The organism is Methylobacterium frigidaeris, assembly GCF_022179185.1.
GTDB classification, from domain to species: Bacteria; Pseudomonadota; Alphaproteobacteria; order Rhizobiales; family Beijerinckiaceae; genus Methylobacterium; species Methylobacterium frigidaeris.
On the sequence record NZ_BPQJ01000001.1, the window covers coordinates 133788 to 151894 of the forward strand.

Annotated in this window: 15 protein-coding genes, 1 tRNA gene and 1 pseudogene; 9 read left to right on the plus strand and 8 right to left on the minus strand. The window is 71.0% G+C overall.

The annotated features are described in order from the left end of the window. Positions 1 to 53: 53 nt before the first annotated feature. A complete protein-coding gene (locus MFF64_RS00675) occupies positions 54 to 1187 on the minus strand; it encodes an efflux RND transporter periplasmic adaptor subunit (protein WP_099905108.1) in 1134 nt (377 codons plus the stop codon). Positions 1188 to 1357: 170 nt separating this feature from the next. Continuing rightward, the gene (locus MFF64_RS00680; protein ID WP_099905110.1) at positions 1358 to 1678 is read right to left on the minus strand and encodes a rhodanese-like domain-containing protein; all 321 of its coding nucleotides are present in this window, start codon (positions 1676 to 1678) and stop codon (positions 1358 to 1360) included. A 253-nt stretch (positions 1679 to 1931) separates the two neighbouring features. On the opposite strand from MFF64_RS00680, the gene MFF64_RS00685 reads away from it, so the two are divergent. Both MFF64_RS00685 and puuE read left to right on the plus strand, forming a co-directional pair. Next, a complete protein-coding gene (locus tag MFF64_RS00685; protein ID WP_238189123.1) occupies positions 1932 to 3224 on the plus strand; it encodes a glycosyltransferase family 4 protein in 1293 nt (430 codons plus the stop codon). A 308-nt stretch (positions 3225 to 3532) separates the two neighbouring features. Next, positions 3533 to 4975 carry an allantoinase PuuE gene (puuE, locus tag MFF64_RS00690; RefSeq protein ID WP_238189125.1) on the plus strand — a complete coding sequence of 481 codons (1443 nt, stop codon included), beginning with the start codon at positions 3533 to 3535 and terminating at the stop codon, positions 4973 to 4975. A 257-nt stretch (positions 4976 to 5232) separates the two neighbouring features. Here the strand turns inward: puuE and MFF64_RS00695 are convergent, their stop codons facing one another. The 3 genes from MFF64_RS00695 to MFF64_RS00705 all read right to left on the minus strand — a co-directional run bounded on the left by MFF64_RS00695 (position 5233) and on the right by MFF64_RS00705 (position 7890). Then, the gene (locus MFF64_RS00695; protein ID WP_099907246.1) at positions 5233 to 6210 is read right to left on the minus strand and encodes a glutathione S-transferase family protein; all 978 of its coding nucleotides are present in this window, start codon (positions 6208 to 6210) and stop codon (positions 5233 to 5235) included. A gap of 19 nt (positions 6211 to 6229) precedes the next feature. Further along, on the minus strand, positions 6230 to 6649 hold the full coding sequence (locus MFF64_RS00700) for a DUF2147 domain-containing protein (RefSeq protein WP_244914113.1): 420 nt from the start codon (positions 6647 to 6649) through the stop codon (positions 6230 to 6232). Between the two features lie 83 nt (positions 6650 to 6732). Continuing rightward, positions 6733 to 7890 carry a zinc-binding dehydrogenase gene (locus MFF64_RS00705; RefSeq protein ID WP_099907249.1) on the minus strand — a complete coding sequence of 386 codons (1158 nt, stop codon included), beginning with the start codon at positions 7888 to 7890 and terminating at the stop codon, positions 6733 to 6735. A gap of 132 nt (positions 7891 to 8022) precedes the next feature. Here MFF64_RS00705 and MFF64_RS00710 point away from each other — a divergent pair, with 132 nt between their 5' ends. The 4 genes and pseudogenes from MFF64_RS00710 to MFF64_RS00725 all read left to right on the plus strand — a co-directional run bounded on the left by MFF64_RS00710 (position 8023) and on the right by MFF64_RS00725 (position 11538). Further along, positions 8023 to 10011 (plus strand): FUSC family protein, encoded by a 1989-nt coding sequence (locus MFF64_RS00710; RefSeq protein WP_238189127.1) that lies wholly within the window; start codon positions 8023 to 8025, stop codon positions 10009 to 10011. A gap of 3 nt (positions 10012 to 10014) precedes the next feature. After that, positions 10015 to 10209 (plus strand): DUF1656 domain-containing protein, encoded by a 195-nt coding sequence (locus MFF64_RS00715; RefSeq protein ID WP_099907251.1) that lies wholly within the window; start codon positions 10015 to 10017, stop codon positions 10207 to 10209. Positions 10210 to 10219: 10 nt separating this feature from the next. Further along, positions 10220 to 11092 (plus strand): annotated as a pseudogene (locus MFF64_RS00720) (efflux RND transporter periplasmic adaptor subunit); the annotation flags it as partial. A gap of 359 nt (positions 11093 to 11451) precedes the next feature. Next, a tRNA-Leu gene (locus MFF64_RS00725) sits at positions 11452 to 11538 on the plus strand. Positions 11539 to 11597: 59 nt separating this feature from the next. Here the strand turns inward: MFF64_RS00725 and MFF64_RS00730 are convergent. After that, on the minus strand, positions 11598 to 12467 hold the full coding sequence (locus MFF64_RS00730) for a LysR family transcriptional regulator (protein ID WP_099907255.1): 870 nt from the start codon (positions 12465 to 12467) through the stop codon (positions 11598 to 11600). 180 nt (positions 12468 to 12647) lie between these two features. On the opposite strand from MFF64_RS00730, the gene MFF64_RS00735 reads away from it, so the two are divergent. Continuing rightward, positions 12648 to 14174 carry an MFS transporter gene (locus MFF64_RS00735; RefSeq protein WP_238189129.1) on the plus strand — a complete coding sequence of 509 codons (1527 nt, stop codon included), beginning with the start codon at positions 12648 to 12650 and terminating at the stop codon, positions 14172 to 14174. A gap of 40 nt (positions 14175 to 14214) precedes the next feature. Here MFF64_RS00735 and MFF64_RS00740 read toward each other — a convergent pair whose 3' ends face one another. Next, the gene (locus MFF64_RS00740; protein WP_238189131.1) at positions 14215 to 15603 is read right to left on the minus strand and encodes an aminotransferase-like domain-containing protein; all 1389 of its coding nucleotides are present in this window, start codon (positions 15601 to 15603) and stop codon (positions 14215 to 14217) included. A 126-nt stretch (positions 15604 to 15729) separates the two neighbouring features. On the opposite strand from MFF64_RS00740, the gene MFF64_RS00745 reads away from it, so the two are divergent. Beyond that, on the plus strand, positions 15730 to 16590 hold the full coding sequence (locus tag MFF64_RS00745; RefSeq protein WP_238189140.1) for a DMT family transporter: 861 nt from the start codon (positions 15730 to 15732) through the stop codon (positions 16588 to 16590). Positions 16591 to 16670: 80 nt separating this feature from the next. Then, on the plus strand, positions 16671 to 17648 hold the full coding sequence (locus MFF64_RS00750; RefSeq protein WP_099905910.1) for an extensin-like domain-containing protein: 978 nt from the start codon (positions 16671 to 16673) through the stop codon (positions 17646 to 17648). 7 nt (positions 17649 to 17655) lie between these two features. On the opposite strand, the gene MFF64_RS00755 is transcribed toward MFF64_RS00750, so the two are convergent. Continuing rightward, a complete protein-coding gene (locus MFF64_RS00755; protein WP_093568843.1) occupies positions 17656 to 18084 on the minus strand; it encodes a hypothetical protein in 429 nt (142 codons plus the stop codon). Between the last annotated feature and the right edge of the window lie 23 nt (positions 18085 to 18107).

An 18107-nucleotide genomic window follows, 5' to 3' on the forward strand; every position in this document is an offset into this window, starting at 1 on the left:
GGGCGCTGGCGTCCTGATGGGAAGCGCCGCCCGTCACGGGGCGGCGCGTCTCGTTACTCGCGGACCGGCGGCAGGTCCTTGCGCTCGGGCGTGATCTTGGCGCCCGGACGCACCCGGGTGAGCCCGACGATCACGATGGTCTCGTCGCCCTTCAGCCCGTCGCGCACGACGCGGTAGCCGTCGATCTTCGGGCCAGGGCGGATGTTGCGGGGCTGGACCACGTTGTCGTCGCCGACGACGTAGACGAGGCGCTTGTCCTGGTTGGCGGCGATCGCCTCGTCGGGGATCAGCACCCCGCGATAGGGCTTCGAGGCCGGCATGCTGACGATGCCGAACAGGCCCGGCTTGATGAAGCGGTCCGGGTTCTCGACGGTGGCGCGCAGGAGCACCGTGCCGGTCGCCTCGTCGACCCGGTTGTCGACGAAGTTGAGCACGCCCTTGCGGGTGGGCTTGGCCTCGCCGGTGAGCGCCACCAGGATCGGCACGGTGTGCTCGTTCTGGGTCGCCCCCATGCCGATCTTGAGCGTGCCCTGGTAGGAGAGGAACGAGCGCTCGTCGACCGTGAAGGAGAAGTAGATCGGGTCGAGGGAGACGATCGTGGTCAGCATCGTCTGGTCGGTGATGACGATGTTGCCCTCGGTGACCAGGCGCTGCGAGATCCGCCCGTCGATCGGCGAGCGCACCTCGGTGAAGTCGTAGTTGAGCTGGGCCTGGCGCTGCGCGGCGGTGGCGCTGTCGACGTCGGCCTGGGCGGTGAGCGAGTTCTGCCGGCGCTGGTCGGTGACCTGCTCGGAGATGTTGCCCGACCGGCTGAGCGTCTGGGCGCGCTCGAGATCGGTCTGGGTGAAGTTCAACCGGGCCTGGGCCGAGGCCAGCGCCGCCGTGGCCTGGTCGAGGGCCGCCTTGTAGGGCCGCCGGTCGATGGTGAAGAGCAGGTCGCCCTTCTTGACCACGGCGCCGTCCTGGAAGTGGATCTTCTGCAGGTAGCCGGTGACCCGGGCCCGCACCTCGACGTACTCGATGGCGTTGAAGCGGCCGGTGAAGTCGTCGTGCTCCACCACCTCCTTGACCACGGGCTTGGCGACCGTGACCGCCGGGGGCGGCCCGCCGGGGGCCTGGGCCCGCGCCGGGATACCGGCCATCAGCAGGAGCGCCGGGATCACCGCCGCCAGCCTCAGCCTGCGCATACTCACTCTCCCGTTCATCTCGTGCATGCGGCCCGTCGGACGCGCGGAGGGATGCGCCAGGGGAGCATCTGCGTCGAGGGCTGGCCTTGGACGGGAACCGCGCCGCCCTCGGCGCGGCCCTCCCGGGGGCCTGAGGATATCGAACCGCCAGGAGGCGGAAGGTCGTTCAGCTATTCCACGGTCTCGCCGGCATTGGCCCAGTCCTTGAAGCCGCCGGCATAGTGTTCGGTCAGGGGAATGCCCTGGCCCTGGAGGTATTGCAGCGCCCGCGCCGAGCGTACGCCGGCGGCGCAGGACAGGACCGGCCGGCGGCCATCCGCGGCGATCAGCGCCTGCAGCCGCTCGACGTCGAAGTCCGAGAGTGGGAAGGACACGGAACCCGGAATGTGGCCCGCGGCGAACTCGTTGGGTTCGCGCACGTCGATCAGCAGGACGGATCCGTCCGCCAGACCGTTCTTCACTGCATCCCGATCCCAATCGACGATCGCCATTGTCTCACCCGAACGTCGACCCAGTGCCGACTCACGATCATAGTCGGCGCGTCCGACACTTGTCACCGCGACGCGACGGAGCGGTGACGAATGCGATAAATCATCATCGCTCACTGTTGCAAGGGCGACCATCCACGGGCCGAGGCCGGTTTTGTGCGCTGCCGCACAAGGCGGATTCGGCTTCGGCTCCGCCTCTGTGTAGGAACGCGGGCGACCATGTCCCCTTGGACGGGACCTCATCATTCAAGGTTTCATGCGCCCTCATCCCGTCGCCCTCGACCTCACCCGCCTCGTCACCCGCCTGCGCCACGCGAGCCCGACCGGGATCGACCGGGTCGACCTCGCCTATGCCCGCCATCTGCTGGGTCAGGCCGGTCCGCGCTTCGGGATCGTCTCGACGCCGCTCGGCCCGAAGGTGCTCGACCGGGCGCAGATGACAGGTCTCGTCGAAGCGGCTTCGGCCGCCTGGACCGAAGAGGTCACGGCGGGCGACGACCCGGTCTATCGCGACCTTGCGGGCCGGCTCGGCCTGCCGGTGCCCGCTCCGAGTTCGTCGTCGGCGAAGCCGGACGGCGCGCGCGCCCGCCGGGCCCGGCAGCTCCAGGCTTGGCTCACGGCATTCCGGGCGCCGGGCCCGGAGCGCGTGCCCATGAACGCGCTCTACCTCCACACCTCGCACCTGCGCCTCGACAAGCCGGCGCGGTTCGACTGGCTGTACGACCGGCCCGACATCCGGCCGGTCTTCTTCATCCACGACCTGATCCCGATCGAGTACCCCGAATACGGCCGCGCCGGCGAGGCCGAGCGGCACCGGGTGCGGATGGAGACGGTCGCCCGCCATGCCCAGGCGGTCGTGGTGAACTCGGCCGATGTGGGGAGCCGCTTCTCCGCCCACCTCGCCGGCCTCGGGCGCCGGGTGCCGCCGGTCACCGTCGGGCCGCTCGGGATCGAGGCGGCCTTCCACGGCGCGCCCCATGACGGGCCTTCGCCCGCTCCGGCCCGGCCGTTCTTCCTCGTCTGCGGCACGATCGAGCCGCGCAAGAACCTCATCAGCCTCCTCACCGCCTGGCGCGAGCTTGGCGCCCGGCACGGCGAGGCGACGCCGCGCCTCGTCGTCGTCGGGCGGCGGGGCTGGGAGAGCGAGAACGTGATCGACCTCCTGGAGCGCTGCCCGGCGGTGTGCGCCCACGTCGTCGAGGTCTCGGGGCTCTCGACCGCCGGCCTGGTGCGGCTGATGGGGCACGCCACCGCGCTCCTGATGCCCTCCTTCGCCGAGGGCTACGGCCTGCCGGTGCTGGAGGCCGCCGCCACGGGCCTGCCGGTCGTCGCCTCCGACATCCCGGTCCATCGCGAGATCGCAGGCAGCTTCGCGGAGTTCCTGCATCCGCTCGACGGGCTGGGCTGGATGCGGGCGGTGGAGGAACTGGCGGCGCCGGGCTCGGGGCTCCGAGCCACGATGGCGGAACGCCTCGCAGGTTACCGGGCGCCGACCTGGGTGGACCATTTCGCGCGGGTCGATCCGGCGCTAGCGGCCTTGGCAGGGTGAGCCCCGCGGCGGTTTTGCGCCCGGGCTGCCGTACGGCTAAGGTTGCGGGACGATTTCCCTACGGCCGTCCCGCTCCGTCCAGGTGCCGGGTCGGGCGCGGCTCCCCTCTCCCACGTGGGAGAGGGGCCGGGGGTGAGGGTGACACGCTTCAGTGTCAAAGCGCTGAGCGTCGTGCCGGCAGCGGAACAGTCTGAGTTCGACTCAGAACCGTGGTACCCTCACCCCTACCCCTCTCCCGCTTGGGAGAGGGGATCCCGCGCTTCACTCGGCGCCGGACGGCGCGGCCTCGGCCCCGATCGGATCCGCCCATGACCGACTCCCCCTACCCCCGCGACCTCGTCGGCTACGGCCGTACCCCGCCGCACGCGCAATGGCCGGACGGGGCCCGCATCGCGGTGCAGTTCGTCATCAACTACGAGGAGGGCGGCGAGAACTGCCTGCTGCACGGCGACCGGGCCTCGGAAGCCTTCCTGTCGGAGATCGTCGGCGCCCAAGCGTGGCCGGGCCAGCGCCACATGAGCATGGAATCGATCTACGAGTACGGCTCGCGGGTCGGCTTCTGGCGCCTGCACAAGCTGTTCACTGGGCGCAACATGCCGGTGACCGTCTACGGCGTCGCGACGGCCCTTCAGCGCAACCCGCAAGCCGTCGCCGCGATGCGCGAGGCGGGCTGGGAGATCGCCAGCCACGGCCTCAAGTGGATCGACTACCGCGACTTCTCCTACGAGGAGGAGAAGGCCCACATGAGCGAGGCGATTCGGATCCACACCGAGGTGACGGGCGAGCGTCCGCTCGGCTGGTATACCGGGCGCACCTCGGAGAACACCTTGCGGCTGGTGATGGAGGAGGGCGGCTTCCTCTACTCGGCCGATTCTTACGCCGACGACCTGCCCTACTGGGTCGAGGGACCGCGGGCGCCGCAACTCGTCGTGCCCTACACCCTCGACGCCAACGACATGCGGTTCGCCACGCCGCAAGGCTTCAACGCCGGCGACCAGTTCTTCGCCTACCTGCGCGATTCCTTCGACGTGCTCTACGCGGAGGGCGCCGAGACGCCCCGGATGCTGTCGGTCGGCCTGCATTGCCGCCTCGTCGGGCGGCCGGGCCGGATCGCGGCGCTCGCCCGCTTCCTCGACCACGTCGCCGCGCACCCGGACGTGTGGGTGACGCGGCGCATCGACATCGCCCGGCACTGGGCGAAGACGCACGCGCCCGCCGGCCTGACCCCGAGCCGGATGGGCCGCGCCCTGTTCGTCGAGAGCTTCGGCGACGTGTTCGAGCACTCGCCGTGGGTCGCCGACGGTGCCCACGCCGCCGGGCTCTCGGGCATGCAGGACTCGGCCGACGGGCTCCACGCCGCGATGGTCGAGGTGATGCGGGCGGCCGAGCCGGAGCGGCAACTCGCGCTGATCCGCGCCCATCCCGACCTCGCCGGGCGCGTCGCGGCGGCCGATCTCGCGCCGGAGTCGCGCGCCGAGCAGGCCTCGGCCGGCCTCGACGCCCTCGACCAGGAGGGCCGCGCCCGCTTCCTCGACCTCAACGAGCGCTACCGCAGCCGCCACGGCTTCCCGTTCGTGATGGCGGTGCGGGGCAAGAGCCCGGATGAGATCCTGAGCCAGCTCGCCGAGCGCCTCGACAACCCGCCCGAGGACGAGCGGGCCCATGCGCTCGCCGAGATCGAGACCATCGCGCTGCTGCGGCTGCGGCAGAGGCTGCCGTCGCTGCCGGATGTCTTCTCGGCATCGGCGTGACGCTCAGGCGGCTGCGGAAAGACCTCGCGCAGCGCTGAAAAGCACTCCATCGTCACTCCGGGGCCGCAAAGCGGAGTCCGGAATCCAGAATCGCAGGACATTCAGAGCAGAGCGAGCCGCGCCCCGCTTCGTTCTGCGCCACCTGTGATTCTGGATCCCAGGCTCTCGCCTGCGGCGAGCCCTGGGATGACCCTGAGAGGTGTAAAACATCGTGGGAGCGGAAACCTCATGGCCCGAGGGCCGGGTTCGCTCGCTGATCAGGCTTCGAACCGCTCCGCCCGCCCATGCGGCGCCTCATAATCCAGCACCGGCCCGAGCGGGACGATCCCGGTCGGGTTGATGGTCGGGTGGCTCTCGTAATAGTGCCGCTTGATATGGGTGAGGTTCACCGTCGGGGTGATGCCGGGGGTCTGGTAGAGGTCGCGCAGGTAGGGCGCGAGGTTCGGGTAGTCGGCGATCCGGCGCAGGTTGCACTTGAAGTGGCCGACATAGACCGGATCGAACCGCACCAGCGTGGTGAACAGCCGGATGTCGGCCTCGGTCAGGCGGTCGCCCATCAGGTAGCGGCCGCGGTCGAGGCGGGCGTCGAGGGCGTCGAGCTCCTCGAAGAGCGCCGTTACCGCCTCCTCGTAGGCCTCTTGGGCCGTCGCGAAGCCGGCCTTGTAGACGCCGTTATTGACCCGGTCGTAGACCCGGGCATTCAGGGCGTCGATCTCCGTACGCAGGTCCTCCGGGTAGAGGTCCGGGCCGCTGCCGCCGAACGCGCCGTTGAGCATCCGGATGATCTCGGCCGATTCGTTCGACACGATCGTGCCGCGCTCCTTGTCCCACAGGACCGGCACGGTGACCCGGCCGGTGTAATGCGGGTCGGCCTTCAGATAGACCTCGTAGAGCCGGGTCGCGCCGTTGAGCGTGTCGGGCCCGGCACCCGGGCTGTCGCCGAACACCCAGCCCTCGCGGCCCATATGCGGATCGACCACCGAGACCGAGACCGCGTCCTGCAGCCCCTTGAGGGCCCGCACGATCAGGGTGCGGTGCGCCCACGGACAGGCGAGGGAGACGTAGAGGTGATAGCGTCCCGATTCGGCCGGGAAGCCGCCCTCCCCGCTCGGGCCGGCCGCGCCGTCCGGCGTGATCCAGTTGCGGAAGGCCGCGTCCTTGCGCACGAAGCGCCCGCCGGTCTCCTTGGTGTCGTACCATTGGTCGTGCCAGACGCCGTCGACCAGAAGCCCCATCACGCCCTCCCAACTCGTCCTACTCCACCCGCGTCCACATCTGCTTCTTGCAGATCAGCCCGCCGAGCACGCAGCCCGACAGTTCCAGCACGTTCGGCCCCTTCATGGCGAGCTTGCCCGAATAGGTCCGGCCGTCTCGAAAGTTGTAGAGCGAGCCTTCCCAGCCCTCGCCGGCCGGGCGCATGTCGCGGGTGAGCGCCACGCCGACGAGGCTGCGGCCGCGCAAGCCGGCGTCGGGGTTGTGGACGTCCCTGGTCTCGCCGGCCAGCACCTTGGCGATCGTGCCGCAATAGGCGGCGCCGCAGCGGCTGATGCGGATCTGCGAATCGCCCGCGGGCGTGAGCCAGGTACCGGTGGGCTGGGGACCCGCCTGCGCGGAGGCCGCGGCCGGCACGCAGGCGAGGAACAGGGCGGCGAGACGAGCGGGACGCAACGGCACGGGCTCCGAGACAGCTGAATCGAAGCCTCGACCTAGCGCCTTCGCGCCCGTCCCGCCATCGGGTCAGGCGCTCATTGATGGCGTCACGCGACGAGCTCCGGGAACGGCACGATGGTGGATTTCACCGTCTTCATCGCCATCGCGTCCTTCACCGCCCGCGACACGCCCTCCTGGGTGAACGGATAGACCGTCTGCATCTCGAGCCACGGATACTTGTCCCGGGCGCGGTAGAGCATGTCGACGCCGAGCGGCAGGTCGTTGCCGGTAAAGGCCCAGGAGCCGAGCACGTTCAGATCCTTGGAGCAGATCCGGTGCCACGAGGTCTCGATCTTCCCCGCATCGGTGAACTGGCCCATCTCGACGTAGGTGCCGCCGTCGCGCAGGAACTCGATGCCCTCGGGGCCCGCCGTCGGGTGGCCGGAGCAATCCATCACCAGGTCGGCGCCGAAGCCGCCGACAATCTCGCGCACTGCGGCGATGCGGGCCTCCGGCGTCGTGACCTTGGTGATGTCGACGGTGGCCTCGGCGCCGAACTTGCGGGCGAGCGCGAGGCGCGGCTCCTCCGGCGCGCCGACGCAGATCACCCGGCCGGCGCCCATCTCCTGGGCGGCGGCCACCGCCAGGATGCCGATGGGACCCGAGCCCTGGATCACGACGGTGTCGCCCCACTTGAAGCCGCCGGCCCGGGTCGCCCGGTTGAAGGCGCGGATGCAGGAAGTCAGCGGCTCGGACAGCGCACCGAGGCGCAGCGACATGTCATCGGGCAATTTATAGACCTTGGTGCCCGGCAGCATCTCGAGGTCGACATAGACGTACTCGGCCCAGCCGCCCCACAGGTGCGGCGCCTTGTCGAAGCCGAGATAGCGCCCGTAATAGACCGGGGTCAGGCACTTGTTGGCCTGTTCGGGGTAGTGGACGCAGTAATAGCAATGCCCACAGGGCATGAGCGGCGGGATCATCACCTTCGATCCGACCTGGAGCGGCTTCTCCATGAAGTCGGCGGTGAACTCCTCACCCTTCTCGACGATGACGCCGCCGATCTCGTGGCCGAGGGTGAAGGGCCACGGCAGGGGCTTCGGCCAGTGGCCCTTAAGGATGTGCTGGTCGGTACCGCAGACACCGCAGGCACCCACCTTGATCAGCGCGGCCTTGCGCGGAACCTTCGGCCAGGGCACCGATTGGATGACGGGTTCAGCCCCAGGGCCCGCGAACGTGGCGACGCGGATTTCAGGCTTGCTCATCGGCGCTTCCTCGACTGATCGTTCTGGCGCGGCGCAGGGCCACGGGCCGGGTCGCTGTCCGGCTACTCCCACCCTAGCATCGAATTCGGATTGTGCATCCCAATCGAGCGCGATCGATCTTGGAGACGGGCGTTGACCGAGGTAACGGGGAGCCGCGGCTGGATCGACGCAATCCTCGACCGGATCGAGCCGCCGCCGCTCTCCTCCTGGGCCTACGCCGTGCGGATCTGGCTCGCCATGATGCTGGCGCTCTATGCCGGGTTCTGGCTCCAGCTCGAGAGCGCTTCCTCGGCCGCCGTCACGGTGGCGATCCTGGCCCAGCCCCGGCGCGGCCAGGCCCTGTCGAAGGCGGTCTACCGCTTCCTCGGCACGCTGATCGGCTTCGTGGTCGCGATCGTGTTCACCGCCCTGTTCGGGCAGGACCGGGTCGAGATGCTGGTCGCCTTCGCGACCTGGATGGGCCTCTGCGTCTTCGTCGCCAACTACCTCCAGGGCACCAAGGCCTACGGCGCCATGCTGTCGGGCTACACGGTGGCGATCATCGCGATCAACAACATCGACGCGCCGCAATCCGTCTTCGAATCCGGCATCGCCCGCGTCGCCGCGATCACCCTCGGCATTCTCTCCATCACCTTCATCAACGACGCGCTCGGCGCGCCCTACGTCTTCCCCGACCTCAGCGCGGGCATGGCCAAAGCCCGCGACGCGGTGCGCGACTTCGTCCAGAGGGCGATCCGGGACGGCGATCCCGGCCCGGAGGCCGCCGCCGACGCGATGCGCCTCGTGGCCGCGCCCCGCGACGCGATCGGGGTCGTCGGGACCGAGTTCCACGACGGCGAGAACCGGGCGGCGGGGGCCCGCAGCGCGGTGGCGGCCCTGTTCGCCTCGGTGGCGGCGGCCCGCTCCTTCGCCCTCGCCGTCTCGCGCTCCGGCGATCCGGACGACCTGCGGACACGCGTTCTCGCCGGCCTCGACGGCGACCACGACGCCCTGCCCGACCTGATGGCCCGCCTCGACGCACTCGCGGCGAGCGGCGAGGCGCATCCCGATTCCGTGCTGCTGCACCGGCGCGCCATCGACCTCTTGCGCCAGGACCGCCTCGCCGACGACGGGATCGAGGCGCTGGAGACCGGCCGCGAGCCGATGCGCGACATGCGCCTGCCGGTGCATCGGGACTTTCCGGATGCGCTGCGCAATGCCGCCCGGGTCGTCATCACGATCGCGATCAGCGCAGGCCTGTTCGTCCTGAGCGGCTGGCCGGCGACCTCCTCGGCCCTGCTGCAGGTCTCGGCCTTCGCGGCGCTCGCCTCGATCAATCCGAATCCGATCGGCTTTGCCACCGGAGCCCTGTGGGGCATGCCGCTCGCCGCGGCCTGCGCCGGCGTGGTCGAGTTCATCCTCCTCGACGGCGGCCAGGGCTTCCCGCTGCTCGCCATCGCGATGGCGCCGGTGATCGTCGTCGCCTGCCTGCTCAGCCTGCGCCCGGCGACCGCGAGCCTCGGCTTCATCCTGCTGGTGTTCTTCCCCGTGGTCCTCGCCCCGGCGAACCCGCAGCCCTACAACCCGGAATCCTATCTCGATTCGAGCGTGCTGTTCTGCGTCTCCGGGTTGATCCTGTTCCTGGTGATCCGGATCGTCCTGCCGACCACCAATGCCCAGCGCCGGCGCTGGTCGCTCCAGGCCGCCCGGGCGGACGTGATCGAGGCCCTGTCGGGCGAGCCGCAGGAGGCCGACGAGCGGGTCAACCTCGATGCCGACCGCCTGGTGCAGTTCGCCGGCTGGGCCTGCGCCGCGGGCGCCGTCCGCCGCGCCACCCTGCGGCACGCCTTCGCGCTCGCCGCCCTCGACACCGCCGCCGCCGGCGCGCAAGCCGGCCTCAACCGGCTCGCCGAGGTGGCAGCCTATGACGATGCGGTGCATCAGGCCCGAGCCGCCCTGCGCCTGGCCGAAGCGGGACCCTTGCGCCAGGCGGGTGCCGCCCTGCTCGCCGCCGCCCGCACCGCGCCGGCCGAATCGCGCCGCACCGCAACGCGGGTTGTGGCCGACCTCACCACCGCGTCCTATGTCGTCGAGGGGCAGGGCCGGGTGCTGCGGCGCCTCGACCTGTGGGGGTCCCGGTAGGCCATGTTTCACGAACTGACGATCGGCGGGGTCCTGGTCTCCCCCTTCGTCATCTACGCGGCGGCCGCCCTGGCGATCCTGCTCGCCCTGCGGCCGCTCCTGCGCCTGTTGCGGTTCGAGCGCGTCTTCGCAAATCCGCCGCTTGCCGAGGCGGGGATCTACGTGTGCATCCTGGCGCTGCTGATCGTGCTGGTGTGAGGAGGAAGTCGTGGCGGTCAAGCGGACGACCCGGGGGCGGCGCGCCTTGCGGATCCTGGCCACGCTCGTGGTGCTGGCCCTCGCCGCCGCCGCAGCCCTGATCGTCTGGCAGTACTACGTCACCGCGCCCTGGACGCGGGATGGCCGGGTGCGGGTGCAGGTGGCGAGCGTCGCGCCCCAGGTCTCGGGCCAGATCACCGAACTCCGGGTGGTCGACAACCAGCTCGTGCGCAAAGGCGACGTGCTCTACGTGATCGACCCGTTCGACTTCAAGGTCGCGCTCGATTCCGCCAAGGCCGACGTCGAGAACCGGGCCGCCGACCTGCAGGTCAAGCGCGCGCAGGCGGCGCGGCGCGAGGCGCTGACCACGGTCTCGACCTCGATCGAGGAGAAGCAGCAATATGCCGGGGTCGCCAAGCAGGCGGAGGCCGCCTTCGCCTCCGCCCAGGCGCAGGCCGCCCAGGCCGAGATCAACCTGAAGCGTACGGAAGTGCGAAGCCCGGTCAACGGCTACGTCACCAACCTGCTCCTGCGGGTCGGCGACTACGCCACCGCCGGCACCCGCAACATCTCGGTCATCGACGCCGATTCGTACTGGATCGACGGCTATTTCGAGGAGACCAAGATGGAGCACATCCGGGTCGGCGACCCGGCGACGGCGGCGTTGATGGGCTATGCCGAGCCGATCCGCGGCCGGGTCGACAGCATCACCCGCGGCATCAGCACCCCGAACGCGGCGGCGAGCACGCAAGGTTTGCCCAGCGTCGACCCGGTCTATACCTGGGTCCGCCTCGCCCAGCGGGTGCCGGTGCGCATCCGCATCGAGCAGGTGCCACAGGACATCGCCCTCGTCGCCGGCATGACGGCGACGGTCTCGGTCGGCGCCTATGCCGAGCCGGGGGACAGCTTGCGCGGCGTGTTCAGCGCCTTCGTCGACCGCCTCGGCCCCAAGCGGCCGCAAGGTGCCGACGTGTCACCGGCCGGCATCACCACCACCGTCAAGGGCTCGCACGACGTCTCGACCTTGCCCGCCCCCGACCCGAAGGCGGGCCTGAGCGCCGACCAGATCGCGCCCGGCATCGCGCCCGGCATCAACGAGGCGCCGGACACGGCCAAGGAGACTCCGCCCCAGGAAGCACCGCCCAAGGAGCAGCGCGGCTCGCATCGCCAGGGCACCAGCCGCACCGCACGGGATTGACACGCTCCCGCTTCGCACGGCACAGGAGAGGGGCTTCACCGCGCGCGGGCGTGGCGGAATTGGTAGACGCAGCGGACTCAAAATCCGCCGTCCTCACGGATATGTCGGTTCGAGTCCGACCGCCCGCACCACCTCCTGAAGCCCCCACTCCTCATCGGCACAATCTGTAACGCCGCCGGCATAAGGTCGGTCATGGCAGGCACGACCCGCCCACCGGCTTGCGGTGCTCGCGGAATGCCGCCGTGATGGTGCGCAAAGTCGCCTTCGTCCTCGAATCCGAGAGCGACGAGTGCAGGACGATGTCATGGGAGGGCAGCGGTGGCAGGCCGAGCCGATCGCCCATCTCCACGGAATCCCCGGGTGCGAGCCGGCACGGAAACGCCGCGACGGCGAGCCCCGCCGAGATGGCCGCCGCGTTGGCGGTCGTGCCGCCGACGAAGACCTCCGTCCACGGGATGCCGGCGCGATCGAGCAGGCGCGTCGCCTCGTCGCGCACCGCGCAGAAGGGTGATAGCGTGGCGAGCGGCAGCGGCTCGCCCGCGCGATGCGCGAAGTCCGGCGCGGCGAACCAACCGAAATGCTCCGGCCCGAGGATCTCGCCGTCGCGCCGGTCGTCGTCGCTGCGGATGATCACGGCGTCGAGGGTTCCGCCGTCGAAGGCCTCCATCAGCGTCCAGGAATTGTCGAGCAGGACCTCGATCGTGAGGGCCGGGTCGAGGGACTTCAGGCGCGCGAGCAGCGTCGGCACCTCCGGTCCCATCACGTGGCTGCCGATCCCGAGCCGGAAGCGGCGGCGCGCGACCGTCAGCCCGGCGACGGCGCGCTCATGCGCGGCCAGGAAGTCCCGCGCCGGCCCGATGAAGGTCTCGCCCTGCGCCGACAGCCGCACCTGCCGGGGCGTCCGCTCGATGAGCCGATGGCCGAGCCGGTCCTCCAGCCGCTTCAGCTTCACGCTGACGGCGCCCTGCGTCGTGCCCAGCGCCTCCGCCGCGCGGGTGAAGCTCCTGTGCTCCGCGACCAGCACGAAGGCGCGGACGGCATCGACATCCAACGTCAGCACGGCGATTCATCATGATACGTTGTCACTGAAATAGTCTGCCATCACGTTGAGTCGTGGTCCAGCCGGAGACACCTTGCGCGGCACCGTCACCCCCGCCGCCGTGACCAGGCGCGTCCGCGATGATCGTGCATCGCGCACGCTCGCCCTGCCCGCGGCCGCCGGAAGCACAAGGGGCCGTCCATGTCCGTCCATCGAACGCCGCGCAACGTCGTTGCCCTCGCGGCCGTGTGCCTGTCCGCCCTGATGCTCGGGCTGGAGATCTCCAGCATCCCGGCGATCCTGCCAACCCTGGAGCAGGTCCTTCCGGCCGACTTCCGGGAGCTGCAATGGATCATGAACGCCTACACCATCGCCATGACGACCTGGCTGATGGCGATGGGCGCCCTGGCCGACCGGTTCGGCCGCAAGCGCGTCTTCCTCGCCGGCATCGGAGTGTTCGGTGCAGCCTCCCTGATTTGCGGCCTTGCCGCGAGCGCGGCTCTGCTCATCGCCGCCCGCTTCCTCCAGGGTACCAGCGCCGCGGCGATGCTGGCCTGCCAGATCGCCGTGCTCTCACACCAGTTCCGCGACGGCCCGGATCGCGGCGTGGCCTTCGGCTGGTGGGGCATCATCTTCGGCATCGGGCTCGGCTTCGGACCGCTCGTCGGCGGTGCCATCGTCGCCCTGTCGACCTGGCACTGGGTCTTCCTCATCCACGCCGTCCTGGCCGTCGGCGCGATGCTCCTCGCCCGGGCCGGCGTGGAGGAATCCTCGGACCCCCATGCGGTGCGGATCGACCTCGCCGGCATGGTCACGCTGTCGCTGGCGGTGTTCTGCCTCGTCTTCCTCATCACCCGGGGGCAGGCCCTCTCGCCCGACGATCCAGCCGGCCTCGTCACGGCCGCCATCGGAGCGCTGAGCGTCGCCGCGTTCGTCGCCGTCGAGATCCGGACGGTCAGGCCGATGTTCGACTTCCGGGCCTTCCGCATTCGCCGCTTCTCGGGCGCCCTCATCGGTGCGAGCGGCATGAACTTCAGCTTCTGGCCGTTCGTGATCTACGTGCCGATCCACTTCCAGGCGGTGCTCGGGCTCGACAGCGTCGGAGCCGGCCTCGCGCTGCTCGCTTACACACTGCCGACCCTGTTCGTCCCTCCCGTCGCCGAGGCGCTGCTGCGGCGCCACGGTCCGCACCGCGTCATCCCGCTCGGCCTCTTCACCATCGGCCTCGGCTTCGTGCTGATGCGCGCTGCCACGGCCGCCGATCCGGCGAGCTGGGCCGCACTGCTGCCCGGCTGCCTCCTCGCCGGAGCCGGCCTCGGGCTGACCAACACGCCGGTCACCAACACCGCGACCGCCGCGGTTCCCGCCGAGCGGGCCGGCATGGCCTCGGGAATGGACATGAGCGCCCGGATGATCTCGCTCGCGATCAACATCGCTCTGATGGGCGTCATCCTGGTGCAGGGCATTCGCGCCAGCCTCGCTCGCCTGCTGCCGCAGGCGGAGGCCGGCCTGCTCGACCGGCTGGCCGAGACGATCGCCGCCGGCAACCTGACGGCCGGGGTGCCGGGCGGGATCGAGCTGGGCGCCGTGGCGGGGCGCGAGGCGCTGCTGCACGGCTTCGGCTGGGTGATGCTCTACGCGGCCTTCTGCGCCTGGGCCATGGCGGCGCTCAGCCTCGCCGTGTTCGGACACAGGCCGGTCCTGGTCGAGGCCGACGGCCGCGTCTGAGGGAAGCCGGAGGCGTGAGGCGCGATCCCGGCAACGCGCCTCACGCCTCCGGCGCGGCCAGCGCCCGTTCCAGCGCCGGCAGCACCCGCGCATCTCCCATCTGCGCCACGTTGAAGCGCATGCGGTACCCGGCCGTGCGTGAGACGCTGAACACGTCGCCTGGGGCCAGTACTATGCCACCGCGCAGGGCGGCCCGGGCCACGTCCGCGGCGTTGCAGCCATCCGGCAGGGTGCACCAGAGATAGAACCCGCCCCGCGGCATCAGCCAGGGCCGGATGCCGAGTCCGGCCAGTTGCGCGGTGGCATCGCGCCGGGCCCGGTCGAGGCGCCGGCGTAGGGATTCGAGGTGCTTGCGGTACTGCCCGTCCCCCAGCACGCCCGCGACCAGCTCCGCCGCGACCGGGCTCACCCCGCCGAAGCTCGTCGCCACCTGGAGATCGATCAGCGCCTCGATCCACTCCGCCCTGGCCACGACGTAGCCGCAGCGAATCGAGGCCGAGAGGGTCTTGGAGAAGCTGCCGATCCGGATCACCCGCTCCAGCCCGTCGAGGGAGGCAAGCCGCGGCGAGGGCTCCGGCTCGAAGGGCGCGAAGATGTCGTCCTCGACGATGGTGACGTCGTGGGCGGCCGCGGCGCTGAGCAGCCGGTGGGCGATGGCCGGCGAGAGCGTGGCCCCGGTCGGGTTGTGGAGGGCCGAGTTGGTCACGTAGAGACGCGGGCAGTGCGCCGCTGCTTCCTCCGCAAAGCGCTCCGGGTCCGGCCCGGCCTCGGTGTAGGGTACGCCGATCACGTTGGCCCGGTGGGCGTGCAGAAGCGCCTGGAAGTTGAAGTAGCACGGATCGTCGACCAGCACCGTGTCGCCCGGCCGCACGAGCAGGCGGCAGATCAGGTCGATCGCCTGCGTGCCCGAGCCGGTGAGCAGGATCTGGTCGGGGCCGACCGCCAGCCCCTCGCCGGCGCATTGCCGCGCCAGAAGCCGGCGCAAGGGGAGCGGCCCCCGCGTGGCACCGTAATCGGTGAGCACCGCATCCTCGGCCCGGGCGAGGCCGCGGGCGGCGCGGCGGAGCGCCGCCACCGGCATCCAGGCCGGCGGCAGCCAGCCGCAGCCGGGCTTCGGGAGGTCAGGCTCACCGTCGAGGGATTGCCGCGAGACCCAGAGCGGGTCCACCGCCCGGTCGAGCCGCGGGCCGGTCTCGGCGAGCGTCGGCGGGGCCGGCGCCGCGGCATAGAAGCCGGAACCGGGCCGGGAGCGCACCGCCCCCTCCGCCGCCAGGCGCTCATAGGCCTCGACCACGGTCGAGGGCGAGACGCCCATGGCGATGGCGAGCCGGCGGATCGACGGCAGCCTCTCGCCCGGCGCCAGCCCCCGTGCCGCGATCCGCCCCCGGATCGCCGCCATCACCGCCGCCGTGCGGCCACCTTCCGCCATCGCCTCGTCCCCGACAGTGTGGGCAGGGCCACCCATACAGATCGATGAAACCGTATGGGACTGTGCCTTCGTGCGCCACTCCGGCGGCCCTATTCCCCGAGGCGGAAGCGGGACGGGGCGCCAGCGATGCGGCAGTCGGCGGACGGATGGGGCAGCGGGCTCCTCGGCGTGGTGATCTTCAGCGGCTCGCTGCCGGCGACGCGGGTGGCGGTGGGCGGCTTCTCGCCGCTGTTCCTCACCTCGGCCCGGGCGGTGATCGCGGCATTTCTCGGGGCGGCGCTGCTGTGGGGATTGCGGCAGGCGCGGCCGGCCCGGTCCGATCTCGCCTCGCTCGCCATCGTGGCGTTCGGCGTGGTGCTGGGCTTCCCGCTCCTGACCGCGCTGGCGCTCCAGCACGTCACCTCGGCCCACTCGATCGTGTTCATCGGCCTCCTGCCGCTCGCCACCGCGCTGTTCGGGGTCCTGCGCGGAGGTGAGCGGCCGCGGGCGGCGTTCTGGCTGTTCTCCCTCCTCGGCAGCGGCGCGGTGGCGGGCTTCGCCCTCGTTCAAGGCGGACAGGGCTCGCTCACCGGCGACCTGCTGATGCTCGCCGCCATCCTGCTCTGCGGGCTCGGCTATGCCGAGGGCGCGGCCCTGTCGCGCCGGCTCGGGGGATGGCAGGTGATCTCCTGGGCGCTGGTCCTCGCCCTGCCGGCGATGCTGGTCCTGGCGCTTGCGACCCGGCCGGCGGGCGTGGCGGAGGTCGGCGCTCCCGCGTGGCTCGGCCTCGCCTACGTGTCGGTGTTCAGCATGCTGATCGGCTTCGTGTTCTGGTATCGCGGCCTGGCGCGAGGCGGCATCGCAGGCGTCGGCCAGTTGCAATTGCTCCAGCCCTTTCTCGGACTGGCGCTGGCGGGGCTGCTGCTCGGCGAGCCGGTCGCCCCGTCGATGATCGCCGTGACGGGGCTGGTGGTCCTGTGCGTCGCGGGGGCCAAACGGTTCGCGTGAGGCGGTCGCCCCATCCTGGGCCAAAGGCTGACGGCTTAGGTTGACGCGGTGTTTACGGCATCGTGCGCATTGTCCGGACCATGCGTCGTGGCATCGTAGCGTTCTCAGCCTTCACGCTTTTCGGCCTGGGGCTTACCGGATGCGCGCTCAACCGGTTTGAGCAGCGCGAACCCTGGCGGAATCAGGCCGAAGAGGTCTGCCTCGCCCAGAAACTCGTTCGCCCGAGCGAGGACATCCAGCCGATCAAGGAGATCGACGGGCCGGGCGTGTGCGGGATGGTGCATCCGTTCCGCGTCACGCGGCTCGCCGGCGGCACGGTGGCGCTCAAGCAGCGCATGACCCTCGCCTGCCCGATCATCCCGGAGGTCGAGGCCTGGCTCGCCGGCACGGTGCAGCCGGCGGCTGAGGTGTATTTCGGCCAGCCGGTGGTCGAGATCAATTCCGGCTCCTATGCCTGCCGCGGCCGCAACAACCAGGTCGGCGCCAAGCTCTCGGAGCACTCGTTCGGCAACGCCGTCGACGTGATGTCCTTCCGCTTCGCCGACGGCTACGTGGTGACGGTCAAGGGCGGCTGGCGCGGCACCGAAGCCGAGCAGGGCTTTCTGCGCGAGGTCTTCCTCGGCGCCTGCAACCACTTCACCACGGTGCTGGCGCCGGGGTCGAACGTCTACCACTACGACCACCTGCATCTCGACCTGGCGCGGCACGATCCAAGGGGTCTGCGCCGGATCTGCAAGCCGCTGATCAAGTACGAATCGCGACTGCCGCCGCCCGGCACGCCGCTCTCGCCGATCCGCAAGAAGCCGGCCTGGCAGCCCGCCCCCGACCCGGCGCCGATCGACGTCGAGGAGGACGATCCCTACGGCCTGTCGCCGACGAGCGCCCGGGAGACCGGCTCGAAGGTCGCGCGTGCGCCAGCGCCGCGCCCGGCGCCGGTCCACGCCTACGCGCCGCCGCCCTCCCCGGCGCCGCGGCCGGCGCTCGCCGCCGAGCCTCGCGCCCTGCCGGAGCCGTTGCCGCTCGCGAGCCCGACCTGGTCGTCCGGGCCGATCTACTAGGGATCCCTCAGGCCGGCGCGCCGCCGAGATCCGCCACCACGGCGCGGCGGGCCGCCGCGTCCTCGGCGAGGCGATGGACGTGCATCTCGGTCGCGCCGCGGGCGCGGGCGCGGGTGAGCCACCCGCGGGCAAGCCGCTCGCGCGGGCTCTCGCCGGCAGCGGCCACCGCGACCAGCTCGGCGGTCCCGTCGCCGCCGCGGCGCACCGCGATCACCACCGCCTCCCCGACCTCCGCCGGATCGTCGTCGAGGGCGTGGATGCCCACCACGTAGCGGCGGCCGGATCGGCCGCGCCAGGCACTCAGCGGCAGGGCCGGGGTGCCGCGCAGGCCTGTGGCCGTCCTCAGGCGCTCCTCACGCACGTCCATTCTCCTCGCGCGGTCGTTCTGGATGTCCCGCATCGCCACCGACCAGGACAGGGCTCGTTTGTTCGCCATTTGTTCCAGCCTAGTTCCGATTC